The following is a 16,612-nucleotide window of genomic DNA, read 5'->3' as shown; positions in this document are numbered from 1 at the left end:
ATGCCAGCTACTGACGCCGATATCGCGGCCGCGTCGCGCGACGTGGTGACCGCAACCTGGTCGAACGCGACGATCGCCGCCCGCTACCCCTCGGCCCGCGACGGCTCGCTGGACCCGGCACGCGGCTATTTCGACAGCCTCGCCGATGCCCAGGCGATGGCCGACGCCCGCGGCGCGCTGATCGGCGTCGAGCGGCGGCGCTTCGCGGTGGCAGTCGAGGAGGTGCTTACGATCGATCCGGCCGCCGGTGTGCCTCAGGCGCGCGTGATCGACAGCGAGCAGGCGCTGGACGCCACCATGCTGGCGGCGCGGCTGGAGGTGGACCTGGAGCAGGACCGCTCGAGCCTGGAGGTGTTCGGCTGATGGCGAATGCGTTCTTGGTCAAGCCGCTCGACATCGTTGGGGCACAGGCGTTCAGCACGGTCACCAAAGGATCGGCGATCAACGTTGCCAATGACTATGCGGGCGTGACGGTCGGGCTGGCGTGCGATGCGAGTCCGAACGCGGCCGCGCTCCGGGTGGATCTCGGCGCTGACTTCGCCTTCGACACCATCATGGTGTTCGGCGTCACGACGCTGCCGGCGAGCGGCACCTACGCGGTCCTCTATTCTACGGCGGCGGTCCCGGGGTCCTTCAGCGTGATTGCGACGGGCCCCGCATATGCTGGCGCGACCGCGCGCACGGATGGCAAGGGCGTCACGCTCGTGCAGTTGTCCGCACCGATCGCCGGCAGATTCATCCAGATCAACTATTATGCCCCCGCCGCCGGGCAAAGCGTGGAGCTGGCGCGCGTCGTCGTTGGCCGCCGGTTCCAGCCGGCTATCGGCTTCGAATATGGCGCGCAGTTTGGTGTTCGCGATCTCGGCGCGCTCGATGTCAGCCGGCGCGGCGTGCTGCTCCGCAACCGCGGCAAGAAGCTCCGCACGGTTTCGCTGAACTTCCCGGCCATGACCAGGCAGGAGGCCGAGGGCACGGCGCAAAAAGTGATGGAGCAGGTCGGAAACACCGAATGCATCGGGCTCTGCACCGACCCCGCCGCAGACGCTGAGCTGCAGAATCGCTGCTATTTCGGGCCGCTGGTGGGCGACCTTGGCCGCACTTGGGCGACGGCCCGTGGCCACGAGGTGCGCGTCAACCTGCTGGGACTCCTGTGATGCCGGTCTGGATCCAGATCGACGCATTCGATCCCGTAGCCGGCGCGGCGGTCACGCTGCGCGCGAGCAATCAGGACGAGGCGGCCGTCTGCATGGCGGCGAACGGCCCGTGGTGGCCGATGGTCGCGAAGGCGCCGGTCCTGCGCTACGATCTCTTCGACGGGGCGTTCGGCGGCGAGATCACGGCGCCCACCACCGCGTTCGATCTTCAGGTCGAGGCTTGGCCGGCCTTCGCCCGCTACGCCATCGCCGATGCGCGCGTTCGCATCTGGACCGACATCGCCGGAAGCCCGGTCTTCGACGGCCGCGTGACGACGCAGCCCCAGATTGCCGACGGCCGCGCGCAGATCAGCATCAAGGTCGATGACAGCTGGCTCGATAAGCCGCTGCTCGCGACCTACGGGGGCACGACCGGCATCGAGGGGCCGGCGGCGCTCAAGGGGCAGCCCAAGCCGCTGGCCCTCGGCGCGCCGCGCTATGTCGCCGGCAAGCTGATCGACAGCGTCAACAACGTGTTTCAGGTGTCGGCCTATGGCGCGGTGCAGGGCTTCGAGGCAGCGCTGGAGCGGCTGGCGCGGTTCGGCTCACCGGTAGCCAACTATTCGACCTATGCCACCCTCGTCGCTGCTTCGATCCCGGCGGGGGCTTGGGCGACCTGCAACGCCCAGGGCTTGGCGCGCTTCGGTGCACCCACAACGGGGCAGGTATCATTCCTGCTCCAGGGCGATGCCGCCGGCCCGGATGGCTGGGCGCGGAAGCCCGGGCAGTTGATCCGCCGGCTGGCGCTGCTCTCCGGCGGCTCGGGCAAGATTCACGACGCTTCGCTGAACGCGTTGGACACCGCACGGCCCTACAACCTGTCGATCTACGTCGACCAGCAGACCACCGCCCGCCAGCTGATCCAGTCGATCGCTGCGAGCGTCAACGCCGTTGCGGGGGTCAGCTGGACCGGCCAGCTGTTCGTCGTGCCGGTCGGCCTCGGCACCGCCACCATGACGCTGGCGGCCGACGGCACCGCGCTGCCGCCTGTGCGCAGCGTCGAGCAGATGGAGATCGCCGCGCCCTTTGCGAAGATCGCTCTGACCGCCGAGCGCGCATGGACGGTGCACCAGCTGGCCGATATCGCCTTCGTTGACCCGCTGGTCGACATGGGGGTCTACAATAACGGCACCTACTACCGCCCGGGCAACATCGTGCAGTTCGCCGGGGCGAGCTGGCGCTACAGGACGGGGGTGGCGCCGGGCAGCGGCAATGCGCCGCCCACGCCGCCGACGACGAGCAACACCTGGTGGACCGTCCTCGCTCAGCAGGGCCTTCAGGGTGTGCAGGGCGACAGAGGCTCCGACGGCACCAACACGGCCACTATCAACATCTTCCAGCGGGCGACGTCGGCGCCGGCACTGCCTAGCGGCACGACCACATACACCTTCGCGACCGCGTCGCTCGCCGGGCTGAACAACGGGTGGTCGACCAGCATCCCAAGCGGGTCAGATCCCATCTGGCAATCCGCCGCGACCGCCGTCAGCACAGGCCCCTCCGACACCATCGCGGCAGGTGAATGGGCGTCGCCGGTGCAGATCGCGGCCAACGGCGCGACCGGTGCGACGCCTGCCAAGTCCGCGCCGGTGCTGCTATACCAGCGCACCGCCACCGCCACCCCGCCCGCGGTGCCCAGCGCGACGGTGACCTACGATTTCACCAGCGCGGTGGCGACCGGCGCGAACAACGGCTGGGTGCAGAGCCTGCCGGCAAGCGGTGGCGCCTATCGCTGGCAGATCAACGCGACCGCTGTCAGCACCTCGGGCTCGGATACGATCGCGCCTGGCGAGTGGAGCACGCCGCAGATCCTCGCGCAGGATGGAAGCGACGCGCTCAGCGTGTCCATCACGCCCTCGGCGGTGAGCGTGCCCAGCACGGCCAACGGCACCCCCAAGGGGGCGCTGCCCGGTGCCCAGGTAACGGCGTTCAAGGGAACCGCCGACGTTACCGGCTCGTCCAGCTATACCTTCACCTCCAGCGGCCTTTCGGGGGTGAGCGTGTCCAGCACGGGCGCCGTGTCGGTGACCGGCATGTCAGCGGATGTCGGCCATGTGGAGGTGACCGCGACGAAGGACGGTTCCAGCCAAAAGGCGCAGGTAATCTATTCCAAGGTCCGCGACGGCGCTCCCTTTGTCACCGACTCGAGCGGCGTGTCTTTCCCGACTTCCACGAGCTACGAGACGGTAGCCCAGATCGCGCTGCTGATGGGGCCGAACGGAACGATCGGCTTCGACACCAATGGCGGGTTCCTGGTGTCGAGGGGCACGGTGAACGTGCAGGGCACGGTGGACTGTTCGCTGAACGGGGGCGGGGCCTGGACGACGCTGGCCAGCTTCACCGGCAATCCTTCCTCGGCCGGCGCGGGCGAAGGCAATTGGGCATCGGCCAACACCGTATCCGGCGCCTCGATCGGGCTCAGCACCAAGCAGACGGTCCTCTTTCGGGTGACCATGCGCAAGACGAATTCGGGGGGCTTCGCCGACTGGTTCGGCTCGAGCTTCGCCGTGACCTGGAGCGGATGATGGGCAAGGTAATCCTGTGGCCGGATCGTCCGGAGGCGCTGCACCGCGCCGATGGCGACACGGACGGCTATGACCTGACGGGCGCGACAATCATCGACGTGCCCGCCGATTTCAACTGGCTCGGCCGCTGCGTTGATTGGGCTACGCTGACGATCGCGGACGAGCTGACGCCGATCCGCTCCCGACTGCGCGATGCGGTATGCGCGAAGGCGGAGGATGTCCGCAGCCGCTTCATCACGACCGGCAGCGGGCAGGCGATCACCTACACCCGGAAGGAAGCCGAAGCGCGGGCCTGGGCGGCGGGCAATGATCCTGCGACCGCGCCCTTCCTCGCGGCGGAGGCGGCGGCCACCGACACGACGATCGACGCGCTTGCGGCGCTGGTGGTGCAGCTGGCGGACGCATGGGTCGCAGCCGGGTCCGCGATCGAGGCGCGGCGGCGCGCGCTGCTCGTCGCAATCGAGGCGGCTGCCACGCGAGAGGCGCTCGACGCAATCGACATTGCTGCCGGCTGGCCGGAGGCCGCCGACGCCTGAGTTCACCCTGAAGGAGAAGCACAATGCCGGACGATCAAGCACACCCTGTTCCGACCCCAACCCCGACCCCGACACCTCCCAAGCCCGCGGAGGACTGATCATGCAGCACCCCGAATATCTCTACTGGCTTGCCCTGGCGGTGTTCGGGGTGCCTGCCATCAGTATCGCGCGGGCGTTCGTCCCGGCAGCCGCAATTCTGATCGTCGCGGTCAATGTCCTCGTCTGGCGCGCAGGCATATCGATCGCCGGAGAAGGCATCATGCTCGCCGGGCTCTATGCCGCGATGCTCGCCGCATCGCTGCGTATGCGGCTCGGCACCGCAGAAACAGTGGCTTCGGCGCTCTGGTCGCCCATGTGCGTCTGCGCCCTTGCCCAAGCATGTGGCGCGTACCCGGTGGCGACCTATTGGACAATCTACTGGCTCGCGATGGCGCAGGCCGCAGCCTTCATGTTCGTCGGCAACTGGCCCGCGCGGCTTGTCCGCCGGCTCACCACCCGTTCGCGGGCTCGCAGCGGGGGGTATGAGGCATGCCAGGCGTAGAACTGATGGGGCCGCACGGCGGCGAGCTGGCAGCGGCCTATGCGGGCGGGTTCGTCTCCGCCACCGGAATCATGATGGCTGCCGGACGCTGGGTCTGGACCAAGTTCGGCGACAAGCGAATCGACGAGCTGAAGGCCGAGCTGGCGAGCATCAACGCCGCGCGGGTGGAGGATCAGCGCCGCCACGAGGAGGAGCGCAACCGCGACCGCGAAATCTACCGGCGCGAGCTCGACCGGCAGTCGGATCGCATCCTCGTGCTCGAAAGCATGCTGCTCCAGGCGGGCGGCGCACAGCGGCAGTCGGTCCAAGCCGCACTGTCCGAGCAATCCGTCCGCGTGACCGAGGTCGCCCATGGGGCGGTGAAGATCGAAACGGAGCCGAAGCAATGAAAACCATCGACGACATCATCGAGGACGTGCTGCGCGCAGAGGGCGGCTATGTGAACGATGCCGCGGATCGCGGCGGGGAGACGAACTTCGGCATCACGATCGCCGTCGCCCGCCAGAACGGCTACACCGGGCCGATGCGCGCTCTGCCGCGCGACCTCGCGAAGGAGATCTATCGGCGCAAGTATGTGACTGCGCCGGGCTTCGACAAGCTCGCAGGCATCTCGATGCCCATCGCTGCCGAGGTGATCGATACCGGCGTCAACATGGGGCAGAGCGTCGCCGCCAGTTTCCTGCAGCGCGCGCTGAACGGGCTGAACAATCAGGGCCGCGACTATGCCGACATCGCCGTCGACGGGATGGCTGGTCCGGGCACGCGGGCGGCGCTTCAGACCTATCTCGCCAAGCGCGGCAGCACGGGTGAGACGCGTCTCCTCCGGTTGCTCAATGCGCTCCAGGGCGCGCGATATCTCGAGCTTTGCGAAATGCGGCAGGCCAACGAGAAGTTCCTGTTCGGCTGGCTCGATCGGATCGCAGCATGACCGACGAAACCAAGATGCTCGGCCCGCCGCCGGCAGAGGGCAACCGCTTCCGTGCGGCTGTCGGCATTGCCGCCCTCTCCGCTGGCCTGCTCGGCCTGATCCTGCTGTTCTTCGTCGAGATCCCGCAGCGCAACGAGAACGCGCTGCTGCTGGCCCTCGGCATCGTGCTCGGCTGGGGCGGCTCGGTCGTCCAGTCCGAATACGGCGCCAGCACCACCGGGCGGAAGGCTGCTGACCTCGCCCTTCGCAAGGCTGGCGAGCAATGATCGGCTGGACCTGGCTCGTTGCCACCTTCGGGCCGCGCGACGCCCGGCGCGTCGCGATCGGCGGCGGCATCATCCTCGCGCTGGTCGTGATCGTCGGCGGGCTCGTGCTGTGGCTGAACCGGCACGATGACCGGGTGATTGAGCAACATGCCGCCCAGCAGCAGGCGGCCGCGCGCCCGGCAGACGCCGCCGCAGCAGATGATCGCCTCAGCACCACCCAGACCATTGCGAACGAAACCCAGGAGGTGAAGCATGCCGTCGACAAGCTACCGGATGCCCCGCTCACTGATCGCCAGCGCGCTCGTGCTTGCGCTGTGTTCCTGCGCCAACACCCCGGCGCTAATCCACCCGCCGCTTGCCGACCTGAAACCGGCCGCTGAGCCGGTCATCCCAGCGGAAGCGCTGACCTCGGCCGCTGCGCTCGACGCGTTCGACATCGCGCACGAAGCATGGGGCCGCGGCGAGCATGCCAAGATCGTCCGCCTGTGCCGCTGGTATCGCGACATGGGCCTGAAGCAGCTGATCTGCTGACCACCTGACCCGCGCGCCCGGCGCGCCAACACCACCCGTCATCAAAGGGGCACCTACCACATGGCTGACATTCTCCTCTGGGACCAGCGGTTCCCGGATCGCCACCCGCGTCGTCTCTCGGTCAACGATACGCTCGCCTCAGCCGCCGTTCGCGCGGGTGTGGCCGCGCCGGTCAACCAGGCCGACTTCGCGACGCTCAACGCAGGCGGTGCCCTTGATCCGGCCACGCCGACCGAGATCGTGGTGGAGGACGGCTTCGCAAAGCGGATGCGGCGCATTGTGGTGCCGGTCAGCGTCGCTGCCATCGCGCTATCTCTCGGCATAGGCGCGAGCGTTGGTGTGCCGGTCACGCCGTCGCCCACCCCGACACCGACGCCTGCTCCGACCATCTCCCAGCCTTCAATCAGCCCGACGAGCGGTACGGCTGGCAGCACGATCTTCACCGGCACGGACGGAACGCCGACGAACGGCTCGATCACGGCTCGTGAGTGGCTGCTGAACGGCATCGTGGTGGCGACCGGCGGCGTGTTCGCTCCTACCAGCGGCCAGACTGGTACGCTGATCTATCGCAACACTGTCAGCGGCGCGGGCGGCACGGCATCGAACACCAGCACGCCGGTGACGATTGCCGCCGCAGCGGCGACCGCAGGTGCGCTGCTTTCGCTCACCGCTGCCAACGGCACTGTCACTACTGATAGCGGCTTCTCTCCGACCGTCACGGGTGCCGCCATCGCGCTCAAGTTCGCGGATATGGGGCGGCGCCATCCGATCAACGATCCGGTGTTCGACGCATCGAAGATCACCCTCACCGTCACCGATCCCGGCTACGATGTCTCGGGGGGCGCAATCGTGCCGGTCACCCGCACGCGGACGGTGAAAGGGACGCTGCCTCTCAAAAATCCGTGGCCCGCAGCATGGACCGATATCGCGTCAAGCGTCCCCGCGCGCAGCTATTGCTGGTCCACCGCTGGTGGCGTCCGCCGTGCCTATTATACCGAGGCTGGAGGCACCAAGGGGGCGACGGCGCCGTCCCATACCACGGACGGGCAGACCGTTTCGGATGGCGGCGTGCTGTGGACGCTGGTCGCGAACAACAGCTACACGGGCTTCGTCGAGCAGGCGGATGGCGCGGACGTCTGGGTCTATGCAATGCTCGACATGCCGATCTATGCTGGCTCCACCATCACAAGCATCACGATCGACGCCGGGGCGTATACGGTGGGCGCCACCAGTTCGCTCGCCGCAACGATCTCGGGAGCCGCGATCACGAACAGTTCGACGCTGCCCTACCCGTCCGTGATTCCGCTGATCCTGACACCTCCGCATCAGCGCACGACAAGCGGCTCGGTGCGCGTCGAAGTGCTGGCCGATCATGGCTGGGGGATACACTACGGCGGCGGTAGGCCGATTGCGGGCATCCGTGGGCGGGCCTGGAATATGGCCCGAACCACGGGTTCGGCAGCGGTCGATATTGTCGATACGAGCCTCTCCACGCTGGTAACCACCTCCAGCCCCGGCGCGGCAGCGGTCGAAGTGTTCCCGGTCGTGATCGATACTTCGGCTGTTCCTGCGGGCGATGCCTTTGTCGAGCTTGAGTTTTACCCGTGGCTGGGGACGCCGTTGGTCACGCGGACCGATTGCGAGGGGGCCGACTGGCGCGGGAACCAAAACTATAGCTTGGTAGGGACGATCAGTCGCAACGGTGCCAATTTCTACCAGTTGATCACGCCGGGCACCTCCGCCGCGTCTGGCGGGCCGACCGGCACGACTGTGGATTCCGCCATCGTCGACGGCACCTGTGTCTGGAACTATATCGGCAACGATAGCATCATTCAGAACAGCCCTAACATCCCCGCACGTTGGCACTTCTACAATGACCCTGCCGACGCCTATAAGGTCGGATATTGCTTTGTGGATCCCTCGGGGACCGCGACCGGCACCGCTGGCATTTTCTCAACCTTTGCCGCTGCTGACGCGGCAAAGGGCACGCTCTCCAACTGCTACCCGACCATTTCCGCGGCGGCGCTCGCGCTGGAAACTTTCAATAACACCTCAGGCGCCGGGAAGACTACGCACAATGATGCGGGCGGCGGCATGATCTATCTCAAGGCCGGCACGCACTCCGGCTTCGGCAGCTCGCTCGGGACTCGACCCAGGGGCAGCGTGTGGCTCTACGTTCGCGCGGATCCGGCAGCATCGGCCGGCAGCGTGGTCTTCGCAGCCGGGGCGGTGAAGGCCAACCATCCTCGTATGTGGTTCGGCGAGGGGATCGCCAGCACTGCCTCGGGCACCGGCACCGCCAATGTCTTCCTCGACCGCGGGGCAGACAACACGACCGCTGGCAAGAGGCAGGTAACAGGCGAGTTGGTTGTGAGTGGTCTTACCACCACGCAATTCGACACTGCCCAACCCTATGCGTATCGCAGCGGCCTGATTTGGACGATCAACTGCCGGATCAACAACGCTGTCCTCTTCCGGGAGGACGCTAATGTGCAGTACCGCAATGTCCTGGTCGCCGGTTGTTACCTTTGGGGCTCTGCCGGAGCATCGGCCATCGCGATCAGCACCCCGAATTTGGTTGGCAACACGATCTACGGGACCAACCCGATCCGAGATTATCGCCTTGGATCGATCCCGACCCAGTTCTCGACCCATGCGGATAACCGTGTGATCGGGAGGGCTGCGACCTCGTCCGGCATGCTCGTAAAACTGTATGCATCGGTCGCAGGCAATGACACGCCTGCCCTCGGGTACTCCCAGAGGGGTAACCTCGTAAAGTCGACCAATTACTCTGGCATCGACAAATGCGGTGAAATTGCAGCGGATGGCAACAATCTGCAATCCTACAACGTGGTCCAGACCTACAATACCTTCGTAGGCCAGCGGCTTAACTACGGCTACAATGACACCAATTATCAATACCATACGCAATGGTATCGCGGCTTCAACGTCGAAACCACGACCAACACTGTTTTTGACTCGGTGACGCACGGCGCGACTTTGCGCAACGGCTTGCGCTGCCAGAATTATTGGGTGGTGTACGATGTGGCATCGGCGCTCAACGTCAACCTGCTCGGATCGGAGTCCGGAACTGTGCCTGGCCCGAATACCTACCTCGGCACGCGCAAGGATCCGAGCAGCCTTTACAACGCACTGAACGGCACAACGTCCCTTTATCCGGCACAGTTCGTGCAGGACACGACCAGTGTGGCGGCTGGCAGCAGTCCGGCGGACACGGCCGGCGACTTCCGGCCGGTGGCTGGTTCGGTGATTGTCAACAAAGCGGCGCGGCAGGCGAAAAAGTTCGACTTGCTTGGCGTCACACGGCTCACAGACGGGTCTGGCGCTGTCGGTGCATATGAGCGGGCGTCCTAAAACCTATTCGAGGTAGCAGCTGGTGCAGTCCTTGTGGCCTGCGTCAGCTGGATTCTCGTGACAGATAACGCATTTGCCGGGTGTGGGATTATAGTTTTTCCGCACCCACATAAGCCAAGCGATTAATACAAAAAGGCAGCTGGCGGAGGCAATGCCCAAGTAGAACGTCATTGGCCTCCCTCCCGCAACCACTTTGTTTCAGTCAAGAAACGAAGTCAACGGGGTGGGCGCGGATTGAAGCCGCCAGGCGCGACTAGCGTGACGCTCCGGCCATAGGCGGGGCCAGTATCTGTAAGGAGTACCCTATGTCCCAAGCTGCTTCCGGCGCATTCGTTTTGGCGACAATCCTGCCGGTCGAGGAATTGCCCGGCTTCGCGATTGTCGCCACCGCGAACGGTGACGCGCTCTTGGTCGGCCGCGGGCAGTATGTCGCCCTGCCGACGGGGATTGAGGATGCCGAGTTCACCGCGCGCGTCGTTCACCTTCTCCGAGCAACCCGACGCGACGGCGAGCCCGAGTGGCCATGACCAGCGGCTGTGCCTTCTGCCCCGCCTGCGGGCGGGAAACGCCGGAGCGGCTCACCTGGGAGGAGTGGGCGACCGAGGGTGTACTCGACAAGCCCCCTTTGATCTACTGGCGCGGCGTCCGCGTGGCGATCGGCGGCCGCGCCGCGGTGATCCTGGCAGCGTTGATCCGCAACCATGGCGCCCTGTCGATGGGTGGGGCGGCGTTGCTGGCCGCGAAGGCGTGGGACACCGACGGAAAGTCGGTCGTCGGCGTCGTCGTGTGGCGGCTTCGGAAGGCGGTGGCCCAGGTCACCGGCAGCGCCTGGGCGATCCCGCGCGGCGGGGCGGGGGACTGTCAGTATCGGCTCGTGCGGGTCACGTCGCCCGGCGAAGCACCGTCCTGAAGCCGCGCGGCTGGCGCATGCGGATCGCGTGCGCTCGGCGGTCGTCCATCCGCGCCGGCGCGCCGAAGTGCGGCCCGGGCAGGCCGAAGTAGCGAGCCACCTTGTCGCGGTCGGCCGAGGCCAGCTCGTATGGCACCTGGTCGCGGACGAAGCGGGCGATATAGCCGTCTTGCTTGCCCAGGATCCGCGAGAGCTGCGCGAGCGATATGCCGCTCTTCGCGCACTGCTCCGCAACGCGCTGCCGGATGACGTCCGGTGATGGTCCCATGATGTGCGCCCGATCTGTTCTCTGTGGAACCTAACATAGGGCATGTTCCCGATGCGTTCCACTCGGGAAGATCCCGGCAAGGGCTCGGCCACCGCGTGGGACGGCAGTTCGAATCACTCCTGTCGCCCAGCCAGAGCCAAGAGGAGTCGGCGCGACTGCTCAGTTCGAGGTGCCGAAAGCGCCGTTTCAGGGTCGGGGTACAAGTCGGGGTATCAAAAATGATGCGGTGGACAGAAGTGGCGGAATTCTGCGGCTGGCGCGACGTAGTTCGACGGGCTCCCTCTCCGCCATTGGGGCTTCGGGCTGTTGATCCACCACATCGCCAAAGCCGCTTTCTGACGGGCCATAGTGCTCGATCGGCCGGTATTCCCGTTGTCGGGACAAGCGCTTCCGCATATCGCGCTGCCTCGGGGAAGTTCGGGGGGATCGGGTGCGGCTGTTGTTTCTGACGACGACGCTGCCTGCCGGCATGTGCAATGGCGGCGAGCTTTGGTCACAGACGATCGTCAACGCCCTGGCTGGTGCGGGTGCGCGGATAACCGTGCTCGGCTATGGCGATTGCCGTGCGCCCTACGAGATCAGCGCTGGCCACCGCCTGGTCGAGACGCGCGGGGCACCGCTGTTCGCGGCGCTGGCCGCGTTCCAGGCGGTGGGGCGCTCCGCCTTCACCGTCCAGAAGTGGAAGAGCGCGGCCTATCGGCGAGCGCTTGAGGGGCTGCTGGACGAATGCTGGGATGCGGCGGTGATCGACCATGCCCAGATGGGCTGGGTGCAGCCGCTGCTCGAGACGCGATCGATTCCCTTTTTCTACCTGGCCCACCACGCCGAGCATCATCTCTATACGACGCTCGCCGCAGCCGTCCGACAGCCGATGCGCGCGGTGTATCGCCGGGAGGCACGGTGTCTTGCGGCGGTGGAACGCCGCCTGCTCCACGGCGCAGTCGAAAGTTGGTGCATCAGCGAGCGAGACGTCGCGCTGCTTCGGGCCTGCGCGGACGGCCGGGTGCGCAGCCTGCCGGCGCTGGGCGCGGCGGCGCTTGCGGATCCGGATGCGCCGTCGTTCGGACCTGATCTGGCCTTGCTCGGCAACTGGCGCTGGGCGCCGAATCGGCATGCGCTGGACTGGTTTCTGCGCGAGGTAAGGCCGAAACTACCCGCCCCTTGGGTGGTCCATGTCGCGGGTGCGGCCGATGCTGATCTGGTTGATCGCCATCCCGGCGCCGTTTTTCTGGGGCCGGTGCCGGACGCGGGCGCCTTTCTCCGCGCTGCCCGACGGATTGCCGTGCCGTCTTTCGCCGCGCAGGGGCTGAACCTCAAGCTGATCGATGCGATCGCCTCGGGGCGCCCCGTGGTCGCCAGTGCAGCGGCGCTCGCGCTCGCGGGCGAGGTTCCGCCCGACATCGCCGGCGCTGAGTCGGCCGAGACATTCGCCACTGCGCTGATTGATGCGGAAAGCGTCGACCGCGAGGCGCGTCGGCGCTGGCTCGAGGCGCGGCAGGCGCAACTCGGCGCGGCCATGGCGGACGCACTGGCCCGTCTAGGCTGACCGGGCAAGTGGGCGGGTGATGGCTCCGGCGCGCCACAACGCGCGCCGCCGCCACACCGTTCTCCAAAGATGCGCCTTGCCCCCGAGGTGCGGCCTGAAGGCGCTGCCCGCGCTGAACAGGGCTGCCCGTGCTCCCGCGCCGAGTACGAAGGCCGCAGCCGCCAGCGGGCCGCGCACCGGACCGAGATAGCGCCGGACCAGTTCAATCTTCGCGCTGAGCAGATATGTCCACATGTCCTCCGGCCGGCTGCTGGCGCTGCCGGTGTGGCGGATGGTCGCACGCGGCGTGAAGCAGGGGCGTGCGCCTGCCGCCCGCGCACGGATGCAAAGATCGACATCCTCGCCGTAGAGGAAAAAGCGCTCGTCAAATCCGCCAAGGCTCAGGAACCTATCGCGCGGCATCAGCAGGAAGCAGCCGGCAAGCGCGCCCACGGCGCGCACGGTGTCGCGCTGCCAGCCGCCATAGCCTTCGGGGTTGAACCATCTGCTCCCGGGCAATGCGCCCGACAGACCGAAGCCCACGCAGATGCTTCCCCACAGCGTGGGAAGCGCGATGCTCTCGGTGGGGTTTATCGTGCCGTCGTCGCGCAGCGTGCGCCCGCCCCACAGCCCGGCCTCGGGTCGGGTGCGGGCAAAGTCCAGCAGCGCATCGATCGCACCCGGCAGCACCTGCGCGTCGTTGTTGAGGAACAGCAGCATGTCGCCCACCGCCTGCGCCGCCGCGAGGTTCGCGCCGGCCGCGAAGCCGAGATTGCTGCCGCTCTGCACGACGCGGACCCACGGGAAGTCCCTCCGCACCATGGCTGTAGTGCCGTCCGTCGAGCCGTTGTCGACCAGCACGACCTCATGCGCCCCATCGGGCGCCGCGCCGGCCAGGGAGTGCAGGCACCGCTTCGTCGCGGTCGCGTTGTTCCAGCAGACCAGGAGGATCGAAAGCATGCCGGTCAGTGCTGGAGCAGGTGATCGCGACGTCGCCGCCAGTCCCGCCACCGCTGCTTGGCTCGGTCATAGCGCCGCAGCCATCGGTTGCGGCGTTCGTCGACGCGTATCACGCGCAGATCATTGCCGTCGATCGCGCGGCTGATGAAGAAGTTCGGCACCGCGTTCAGGTTGGTCATGCCGAGGTGGAAGACCGGGCATGCGGAACTCGCCTGGGGCGGCACAATCCACGACCAGTCGGCCGAGAGCGTGCGGCCCTCGCGCTGCTCGCGTTTCACGAATTCCATGAACTGTTCGCTCGCAGTATGGTGATCGACGATGTCGACGCCCTGCGCGCGAAAGCTGTGGAGTACGGCGGCGTTGAGCTCGGTCAGTGCCCGGTCGCGCCACAGCGGATCGGCATTCTCCGACGTGTCGAACCCAAATGCCTCGGCGATTTGCGGCAGCAGATCGTAGCGCTTGCGATCGGCGAAGTCGCGCGACGCGATCTCGGTCGCCATGTAATGGCCGTTGAAGGGCGCGCACGGATATTCGATGCCGCCGATGGTCAGGTGCATGTTCGCGACGCAGGGGACCGCATACCAGCGCAACCCCAGCGTGCCGAGGCCCGGGAAGTCCGGATGCTCGATCGCCACTTCCTGGCGCAGCGCGTCCGGGATCTCGAACAGATGCCGGTGTCCCTCGGCGTCGCGCACGATCAGCGGCAGGAGATCGAAGGCAGAGCGCTCCATTGGCGGCGCCCATCCGAGCGCGATTGCGGTCCGCGTCAGCTCGATATTCTGCCGGTCGCCCAGAATGGTGCCGTCTTCTCGCAGATAGCCGGCATATTGCAGCACCTGCGGGCTCTCGATCGTAGCAGGCGACTGGCCAGGCCGGGCGGGGGCGAAGATGCTGATCCGGGACCGGATCCGCCCGCCTGCGAACGCGCCCTCCATATGGTTGAACACCTGCCCGGCGATCTGCGCGGGGGAGGCGAGGGCGCGGCAGTCATATACCTCCAGCGACTTCCACCACAGCCTGCCGATGCAGCGGGCGTGATTACGCCAGGCGAGACGTGCGCCGAACGCCAGTTCTTCCGCGGTGTGCACATAGGTACCGGTACGGCGCAGCTCCCGCACGACCGCGCGCTGCCGGGCCTTTGCCTCGGCCGCCGGCTGTGCGGTCTCCCGCGCGAACGTCTCGAGAAAGGAGACCGCCTCTTCCCGCTGCTCTCCGGGCGAGATGCGGCGCATGCGCCGCAGGACGGGATCGGCTTTGACGAAGCTGTCGACTGCCATCACATCGTCCCGTCGAACATCTGGGCGCCCGGCCGCAGCCTGCGGCGATTGATCGCGTAGACCACCTGCAGCACGCGGGACTTGGCGCGACGATACGCCGCCGTCTCGGTCTCCCGATTGTTGGTGAAGCTTCGGCCCAGGCGCGGGTTCTGCGTCACCAACTCCAGCTCCGGCAGTTCGCCTCGGCGGAGCTGCCACCAGATCGGCGTGTCCTCAAGGATCGAGAACTCGTTGAACCGGACGCGGTCAAGATAGGGCATATGCGCTTCGAGAAACGTCGCCGTCTTCTCGAGGTCTTCGGCCGTCTCCCCCGGATAGCCCTTGAACATCGTACAGCGCACCGAAATGCCCGCTTCAAACGCATGGCGGATGAACGCCGAATTGCCTTCGACCGTCGATCCCTTGCGCATCAGATCGAGCATGCGCTGGCTGCCGCTCTCCAGCCCGAAGCTGACGCGCCGCATGCCGCTTGCCGCAGCGGCACGCAGGTCGGCGCGGGAGAGGCCGTTGTCCGGGCGCTCGTCGACATGCACCGTGCCGATCCACTGGGCGCCGGGCACCACCGCCTGCGCATGTTCGGCGATGCCGCGGAACATCGCCGGGTTGCTGTTCAGCTTGAGATCGAGAAACAGGAAGTTGGATGTGGCGTGCCGGCGTGCCTGCTCGCGCATCTCGTGCAGCACCGATTCCAGGCTGCGGGTGCGGTAGGTGCGGCCGTTGGCGGAGACCACGTCGCTGCAGAAGCTGCACTTGGCCCATTGGCAGCCGCGCCCGGTCATGACCGGCACGATCCGGACCCGGTAGCGGTCCCAGGGGAAGTCGGTGAAGTCCGGAACCGGTGAGGCGTCGAGAGGCCGGAAGGGCAAGGCGGGTCGGCTGCTGCGCCCGTCGGGCAGTACGACACCGTCGAACTGCAACAGGTCTTCCCCGCGGGCGATCGCCTCGACCAGGCGGGGCACCACCACGTCCGCCTCGCCGCCGAAGATGGCGGTGAGGCCCGGAATGCTCCGCCAGGCTTCGGCGACTTCCTTGAGGTTGAAAGCCGGGCCGCCGAGGAGCAGCGGCACCCCGGCCGCCTTCGCAAGCTTGCCGATCTCCGCTACCGTCGCATGGTGCTGCAGATAGGCGGAGAGCATCAGCACGTCTGGCTTGGCGGCCAGTGCCTTGGCGACTTCACGCAGGACCCTGGGGTGCGGGCGCTGCTGCCACCAATAGCGCAGGCGCCGGGCACCGTCGCGCACCCCGCGCACCGCCGGGTTGGTGGAAAGGTGCAGGCGGCGCTTGTAATGGTCGAGCCGCCACTCGCGACGTTCCCGCTCGGTGGCGGGTACGTCATAGGCCAGCGGCACGAGCAGACGTACATCATGCCCGGCGTTGCGAAGCGCCGCCGTCAGCAGGCCCACCGCCAAGGTGGGAAACGTAGCGAAGTTGTTGAGGTCGACGAGCAGCGCCGCATAACGCTGTCTTGCGATACTGGAGGCGCTGGCATCCGCTTCGATGACGGTTGCCGCCCGCCCGCGCCCGTCCACTGGACCATCGGGCCGCGCATCGGCCCCATCGCGCCTAATATACATCCGACTCTCCCCCCGTCGGGCTGCATATTACTTCAACGTGGAAGCCGCAATTGTTGTTATATGTTAACGAGTAGACCAGCGTATCGGGTTGGTATGCGGACCTGCCACCACGCAAGGCATGGGGCGCCCGGGATCGTTTAATGGAGCAACGCTGCGGGGAGGGGTGGTGGACACACTTGGGCTCGAACCAAGGACCCGCTGATTAA

At 66.8% G+C, this 16,612-nt stretch carries 17 protein-coding genes; 13 read left to right on the top strand and 4 right to left on the bottom strand.

Going from position 1 to position 16,612, the window contains the following annotated elements; genetic code table 11:
* The 12 genes from KK7_RS0113685 to KK7_RS0113630 all read left to right on the top strand — a co-directional run bounded on the left by KK7_RS0113685 (position 1) and on the right by KK7_RS0113630 (position 10,802).
* Positions 1 to 363: a hypothetical protein gene (locus KK7_RS0113685; RefSeq protein WP_010545210.1), complete on the top strand. Its 363-nt coding sequence runs from the start codon at positions 1 to 3 to the stop codon at positions 361 to 363.
* Complete coding sequence (locus tag KK7_RS0113680; protein WP_010545209.1) at positions 363 to 1,154, top strand: hypothetical protein; 792 nt, start codon at positions 363 to 365, stop codon at positions 1,152 to 1,154. The genes KK7_RS0113685 and KK7_RS0113680 overlap by 1 nt, the downstream gene beginning before the upstream one ends.
* A complete protein-coding gene (locus KK7_RS0113675) occupies positions 1,154 to 3,715 on the top strand; it encodes a hypothetical protein (protein WP_010545208.1) in 2,562 nt (853 codons plus the stop codon). The genes KK7_RS0113680 and KK7_RS0113675 overlap by 1 nt, the downstream gene beginning before the upstream one ends.
* Complete coding sequence (locus tag KK7_RS20715) at positions 3,712 to 4,251, top strand: hypothetical protein (RefSeq protein WP_138983965.1); 540 nt, start codon at positions 3,712 to 3,714, stop codon at positions 4,249 to 4,251. The genes KK7_RS0113675 and KK7_RS20715 overlap by 4 nt, the downstream gene beginning before the upstream one ends.
* 100 nt (positions 4,252 to 4,351) lie before the next feature.
* Positions 4,352 to 4,792 carry a hypothetical protein gene (locus KK7_RS0113665; RefSeq protein WP_010545206.1) on the top strand — a complete coding sequence of 147 codons (441 nt, stop codon included), beginning with the start codon at positions 4,352 to 4,354 and terminating at the stop codon, positions 4,790 to 4,792.
* Entirely contained in the window at positions 4,780 to 5,181 is a 402-nt protein-coding gene (locus KK7_RS0113660) for a hypothetical protein (protein WP_138983964.1), read from the top strand. The genes KK7_RS0113665 and KK7_RS0113660 overlap by 13 nt, the downstream gene beginning before the upstream one ends.
* Complete coding sequence (locus KK7_RS0113655) at positions 5,178 to 5,720, top strand: glycoside hydrolase family 108 protein (protein ID WP_010545204.1); 543 nt, start codon at positions 5,178 to 5,180, stop codon at positions 5,718 to 5,720. Before KK7_RS0113660 ends, KK7_RS0113655 begins: the two co-directional genes overlap by 4 nt.
* On the top strand, positions 5,717 to 5,986 hold the full coding sequence (locus tag KK7_RS20710) for a hypothetical protein (protein WP_010545203.1): 270 nt from the start codon (positions 5,717 to 5,719) through the stop codon (positions 5,984 to 5,986). Before KK7_RS0113655 ends, KK7_RS20710 begins: the two co-directional genes overlap by 4 nt.
* Positions 5,983 to 6,366 carry a hypothetical protein gene (locus KK7_RS0113645; protein ID WP_010545202.1) on the top strand — a complete coding sequence of 128 codons (384 nt, stop codon included), beginning with the start codon at positions 5,983 to 5,985 and terminating at the stop codon, positions 6,364 to 6,366. The genes KK7_RS20710 and KK7_RS0113645 overlap by 4 nt, the downstream gene beginning before the upstream one ends.
* A 211-nt stretch (positions 6,367 to 6,577) precedes the next feature.
* Positions 6,578 to 9,892, top strand: coding sequence for a hypothetical protein (locus tag KK7_RS0113640; RefSeq protein ID WP_010545201.1), 3,315 nt, complete (start codon positions 6,578 to 6,580; stop codon positions 9,890 to 9,892).
* A 305-nt stretch (positions 9,893 to 10,197) separates the two neighbouring features.
* Entirely contained in the window at positions 10,198 to 10,419 is a 222-nt protein-coding gene (locus KK7_RS0113635) for a hypothetical protein (protein ID WP_010545200.1), read from the top strand.
* Positions 10,410 to 10,802 (top strand): hypothetical protein, encoded by a 393-nt coding sequence (locus tag KK7_RS0113630; RefSeq protein WP_029623279.1) that lies wholly within the window; start codon positions 10,410 to 10,412, stop codon positions 10,800 to 10,802. The genes KK7_RS0113635 and KK7_RS0113630 overlap by 10 nt, the downstream gene beginning before the upstream one ends.
* Here KK7_RS0113630 and KK7_RS0113625 read toward each other — a convergent pair.
* Positions 10,774 to 11,070: a hypothetical protein gene (locus KK7_RS0113625; protein ID WP_010545198.1), complete on the bottom strand. Its 297-nt coding sequence runs from the start codon at positions 11,068 to 11,070 to the stop codon at positions 10,774 to 10,776. The two genes, KK7_RS0113630 and KK7_RS0113625, sit on opposite strands and share 29 nt — an antisense overlap.
* Positions 11,071 to 11,500: 430 nt before the next feature.
* Between KK7_RS0113625 and KK7_RS0113620 the strand changes: the two genes are divergently transcribed.
* Positions 11,501 to 12,616 carry a glycosyltransferase gene (locus tag KK7_RS0113620; RefSeq protein ID WP_010545197.1) on the top strand — a complete coding sequence of 372 codons (1,116 nt, stop codon included), beginning with the start codon at positions 11,501 to 11,503 and terminating at the stop codon, positions 12,614 to 12,616.
* Here the strand turns inward: KK7_RS0113620 and KK7_RS20705 are convergent.
* From KK7_RS20705 to KK7_RS0113605, 3 genes are read right to left on the bottom strand one after another with little or no spacing between them, the layout of a single operon-like run.
* Positions 12,608 to 13,555, bottom strand: coding sequence for a glycosyltransferase family 2 protein (locus KK7_RS20705; RefSeq protein ID WP_010545196.1), 948 nt, complete (start codon positions 13,553 to 13,555; stop codon positions 12,608 to 12,610). The genes KK7_RS0113620 and KK7_RS20705 overlap by 9 nt on opposite strands.
* 5 nt (positions 13,556 to 13,560) lie before the next feature.
* Complete coding sequence (locus tag KK7_RS20700) at positions 13,561 to 14,832, bottom strand: nitric oxide synthase oxygenase (protein ID WP_010545195.1); 1,272 nt, start codon at positions 14,830 to 14,832, stop codon at positions 13,561 to 13,563.
* The gene (locus KK7_RS0113605; protein ID WP_010545194.1) at positions 14,832 to 16,406 is read right to left on the bottom strand and encodes a radical SAM protein; all 1,575 of its coding nucleotides are present in this window, start codon (positions 16,404 to 16,406) and stop codon (positions 14,832 to 14,834) included. The genes KK7_RS20700 and KK7_RS0113605 overlap by 1 nt, the downstream gene beginning before the upstream one ends.
* Positions 16,407 to 16,612 lie beyond the last annotated feature (206 nt).

The sequence above is a fragment of the Sphingomonas elodea ATCC 31461 genome, from assembly GCF_000226955.1.
In the GTDB taxonomy this organism is placed as follows: Bacteria; Pseudomonadota; Alphaproteobacteria; order Sphingomonadales; family Sphingomonadaceae; genus Sphingomonas; species Sphingomonas elodea.
The sequence above is the reverse complement of the archived record's forward strand: the minus strand, read 5'-3'. Positions and strand labels throughout refer to the sequence as shown.

What these genes read in the sequence shown, in the direction of transcription:
- KK7_RS20705 (WP_010545196.1), bottom strand. Translation starts at nt 13,555, where the DNA reads ATGCTTTCGATCCTCCTGGTCTGCTGGAACAACGCGACCGCGACGAAG.
- KK7_RS0113665 (WP_010545206.1), top strand. Translation starts at nt 4,352, where the DNA reads ATGCAGCACCCCGAATATCTCTACTGGCTTGCCCTGGCGGTGTTCGGG.
- KK7_RS0113640 (WP_010545201.1), top strand. Translation starts at nt 6,578, where the DNA reads ATGGCTGACATTCTCCTCTGGGACCAGCGGTTCCCGGATCGCCACCCG.
- KK7_RS0113685 (WP_010545210.1), top strand. Translation starts at nt 1, where the DNA reads ATGCCAGCTACTGACGCCGATATCGCGGCCGCGTCGCGCGACGTGGTG.
- KK7_RS20715 (WP_138983965.1), top strand. Translation starts at nt 3,712, where the DNA reads ATGATGGGCAAGGTAATCCTGTGGCCGGATCGTCCGGAGGCGCTGCAC.
- KK7_RS0113680 (WP_010545209.1), top strand. Translation starts at nt 363, where the DNA reads ATGGCGAATGCGTTCTTGGTCAAGCCGCTCGACATCGTTGGGGCACAG.
- KK7_RS0113635 (WP_010545200.1), top strand. Translation starts at nt 10,198, where the DNA reads ATGTCCCAAGCTGCTTCCGGCGCATTCGTTTTGGCGACAATCCTGCCG.
- KK7_RS0113675 (WP_010545208.1), top strand. Translation starts at nt 1,154, where the DNA reads ATGCCGGTCTGGATCCAGATCGACGCATTCGATCCCGTAGCCGGCGCG.
- KK7_RS0113645 (WP_010545202.1), top strand. Translation starts at nt 5,983, where the DNA reads ATGATCGGCTGGACCTGGCTCGTTGCCACCTTCGGGCCGCGCGACGCC.
- KK7_RS0113655 (WP_010545204.1), top strand. Translation starts at nt 5,178, where the DNA reads ATGAAAACCATCGACGACATCATCGAGGACGTGCTGCGCGCAGAGGGC.
- KK7_RS0113625 (WP_010545198.1), bottom strand. Translation starts at nt 11,070, where the DNA reads ATGGGACCATCACCGGACGTCATCCGGCAGCGCGTTGCGGAGCAGTGC.
- KK7_RS0113660 (WP_138983964.1), top strand. Translation starts at nt 4,780, where the DNA reads ATGCCAGGCGTAGAACTGATGGGGCCGCACGGCGGCGAGCTGGCAGCG.
- KK7_RS20700 (WP_010545195.1), bottom strand. Translation starts at nt 14,832, where the DNA reads ATGGCAGTCGACAGCTTCGTCAAAGCCGATCCCGTCCTGCGGCGCATG.
- KK7_RS0113605 (WP_010545194.1), bottom strand. Translation starts at nt 16,406, where the DNA reads ATGTATATTAGGCGCGATGGGGCCGATGCGCGGCCCGATGGTCCAGTG.
- KK7_RS20710 (WP_010545203.1), top strand. Translation starts at nt 5,717, where the DNA reads ATGACCGACGAAACCAAGATGCTCGGCCCGCCGCCGGCAGAGGGCAAC.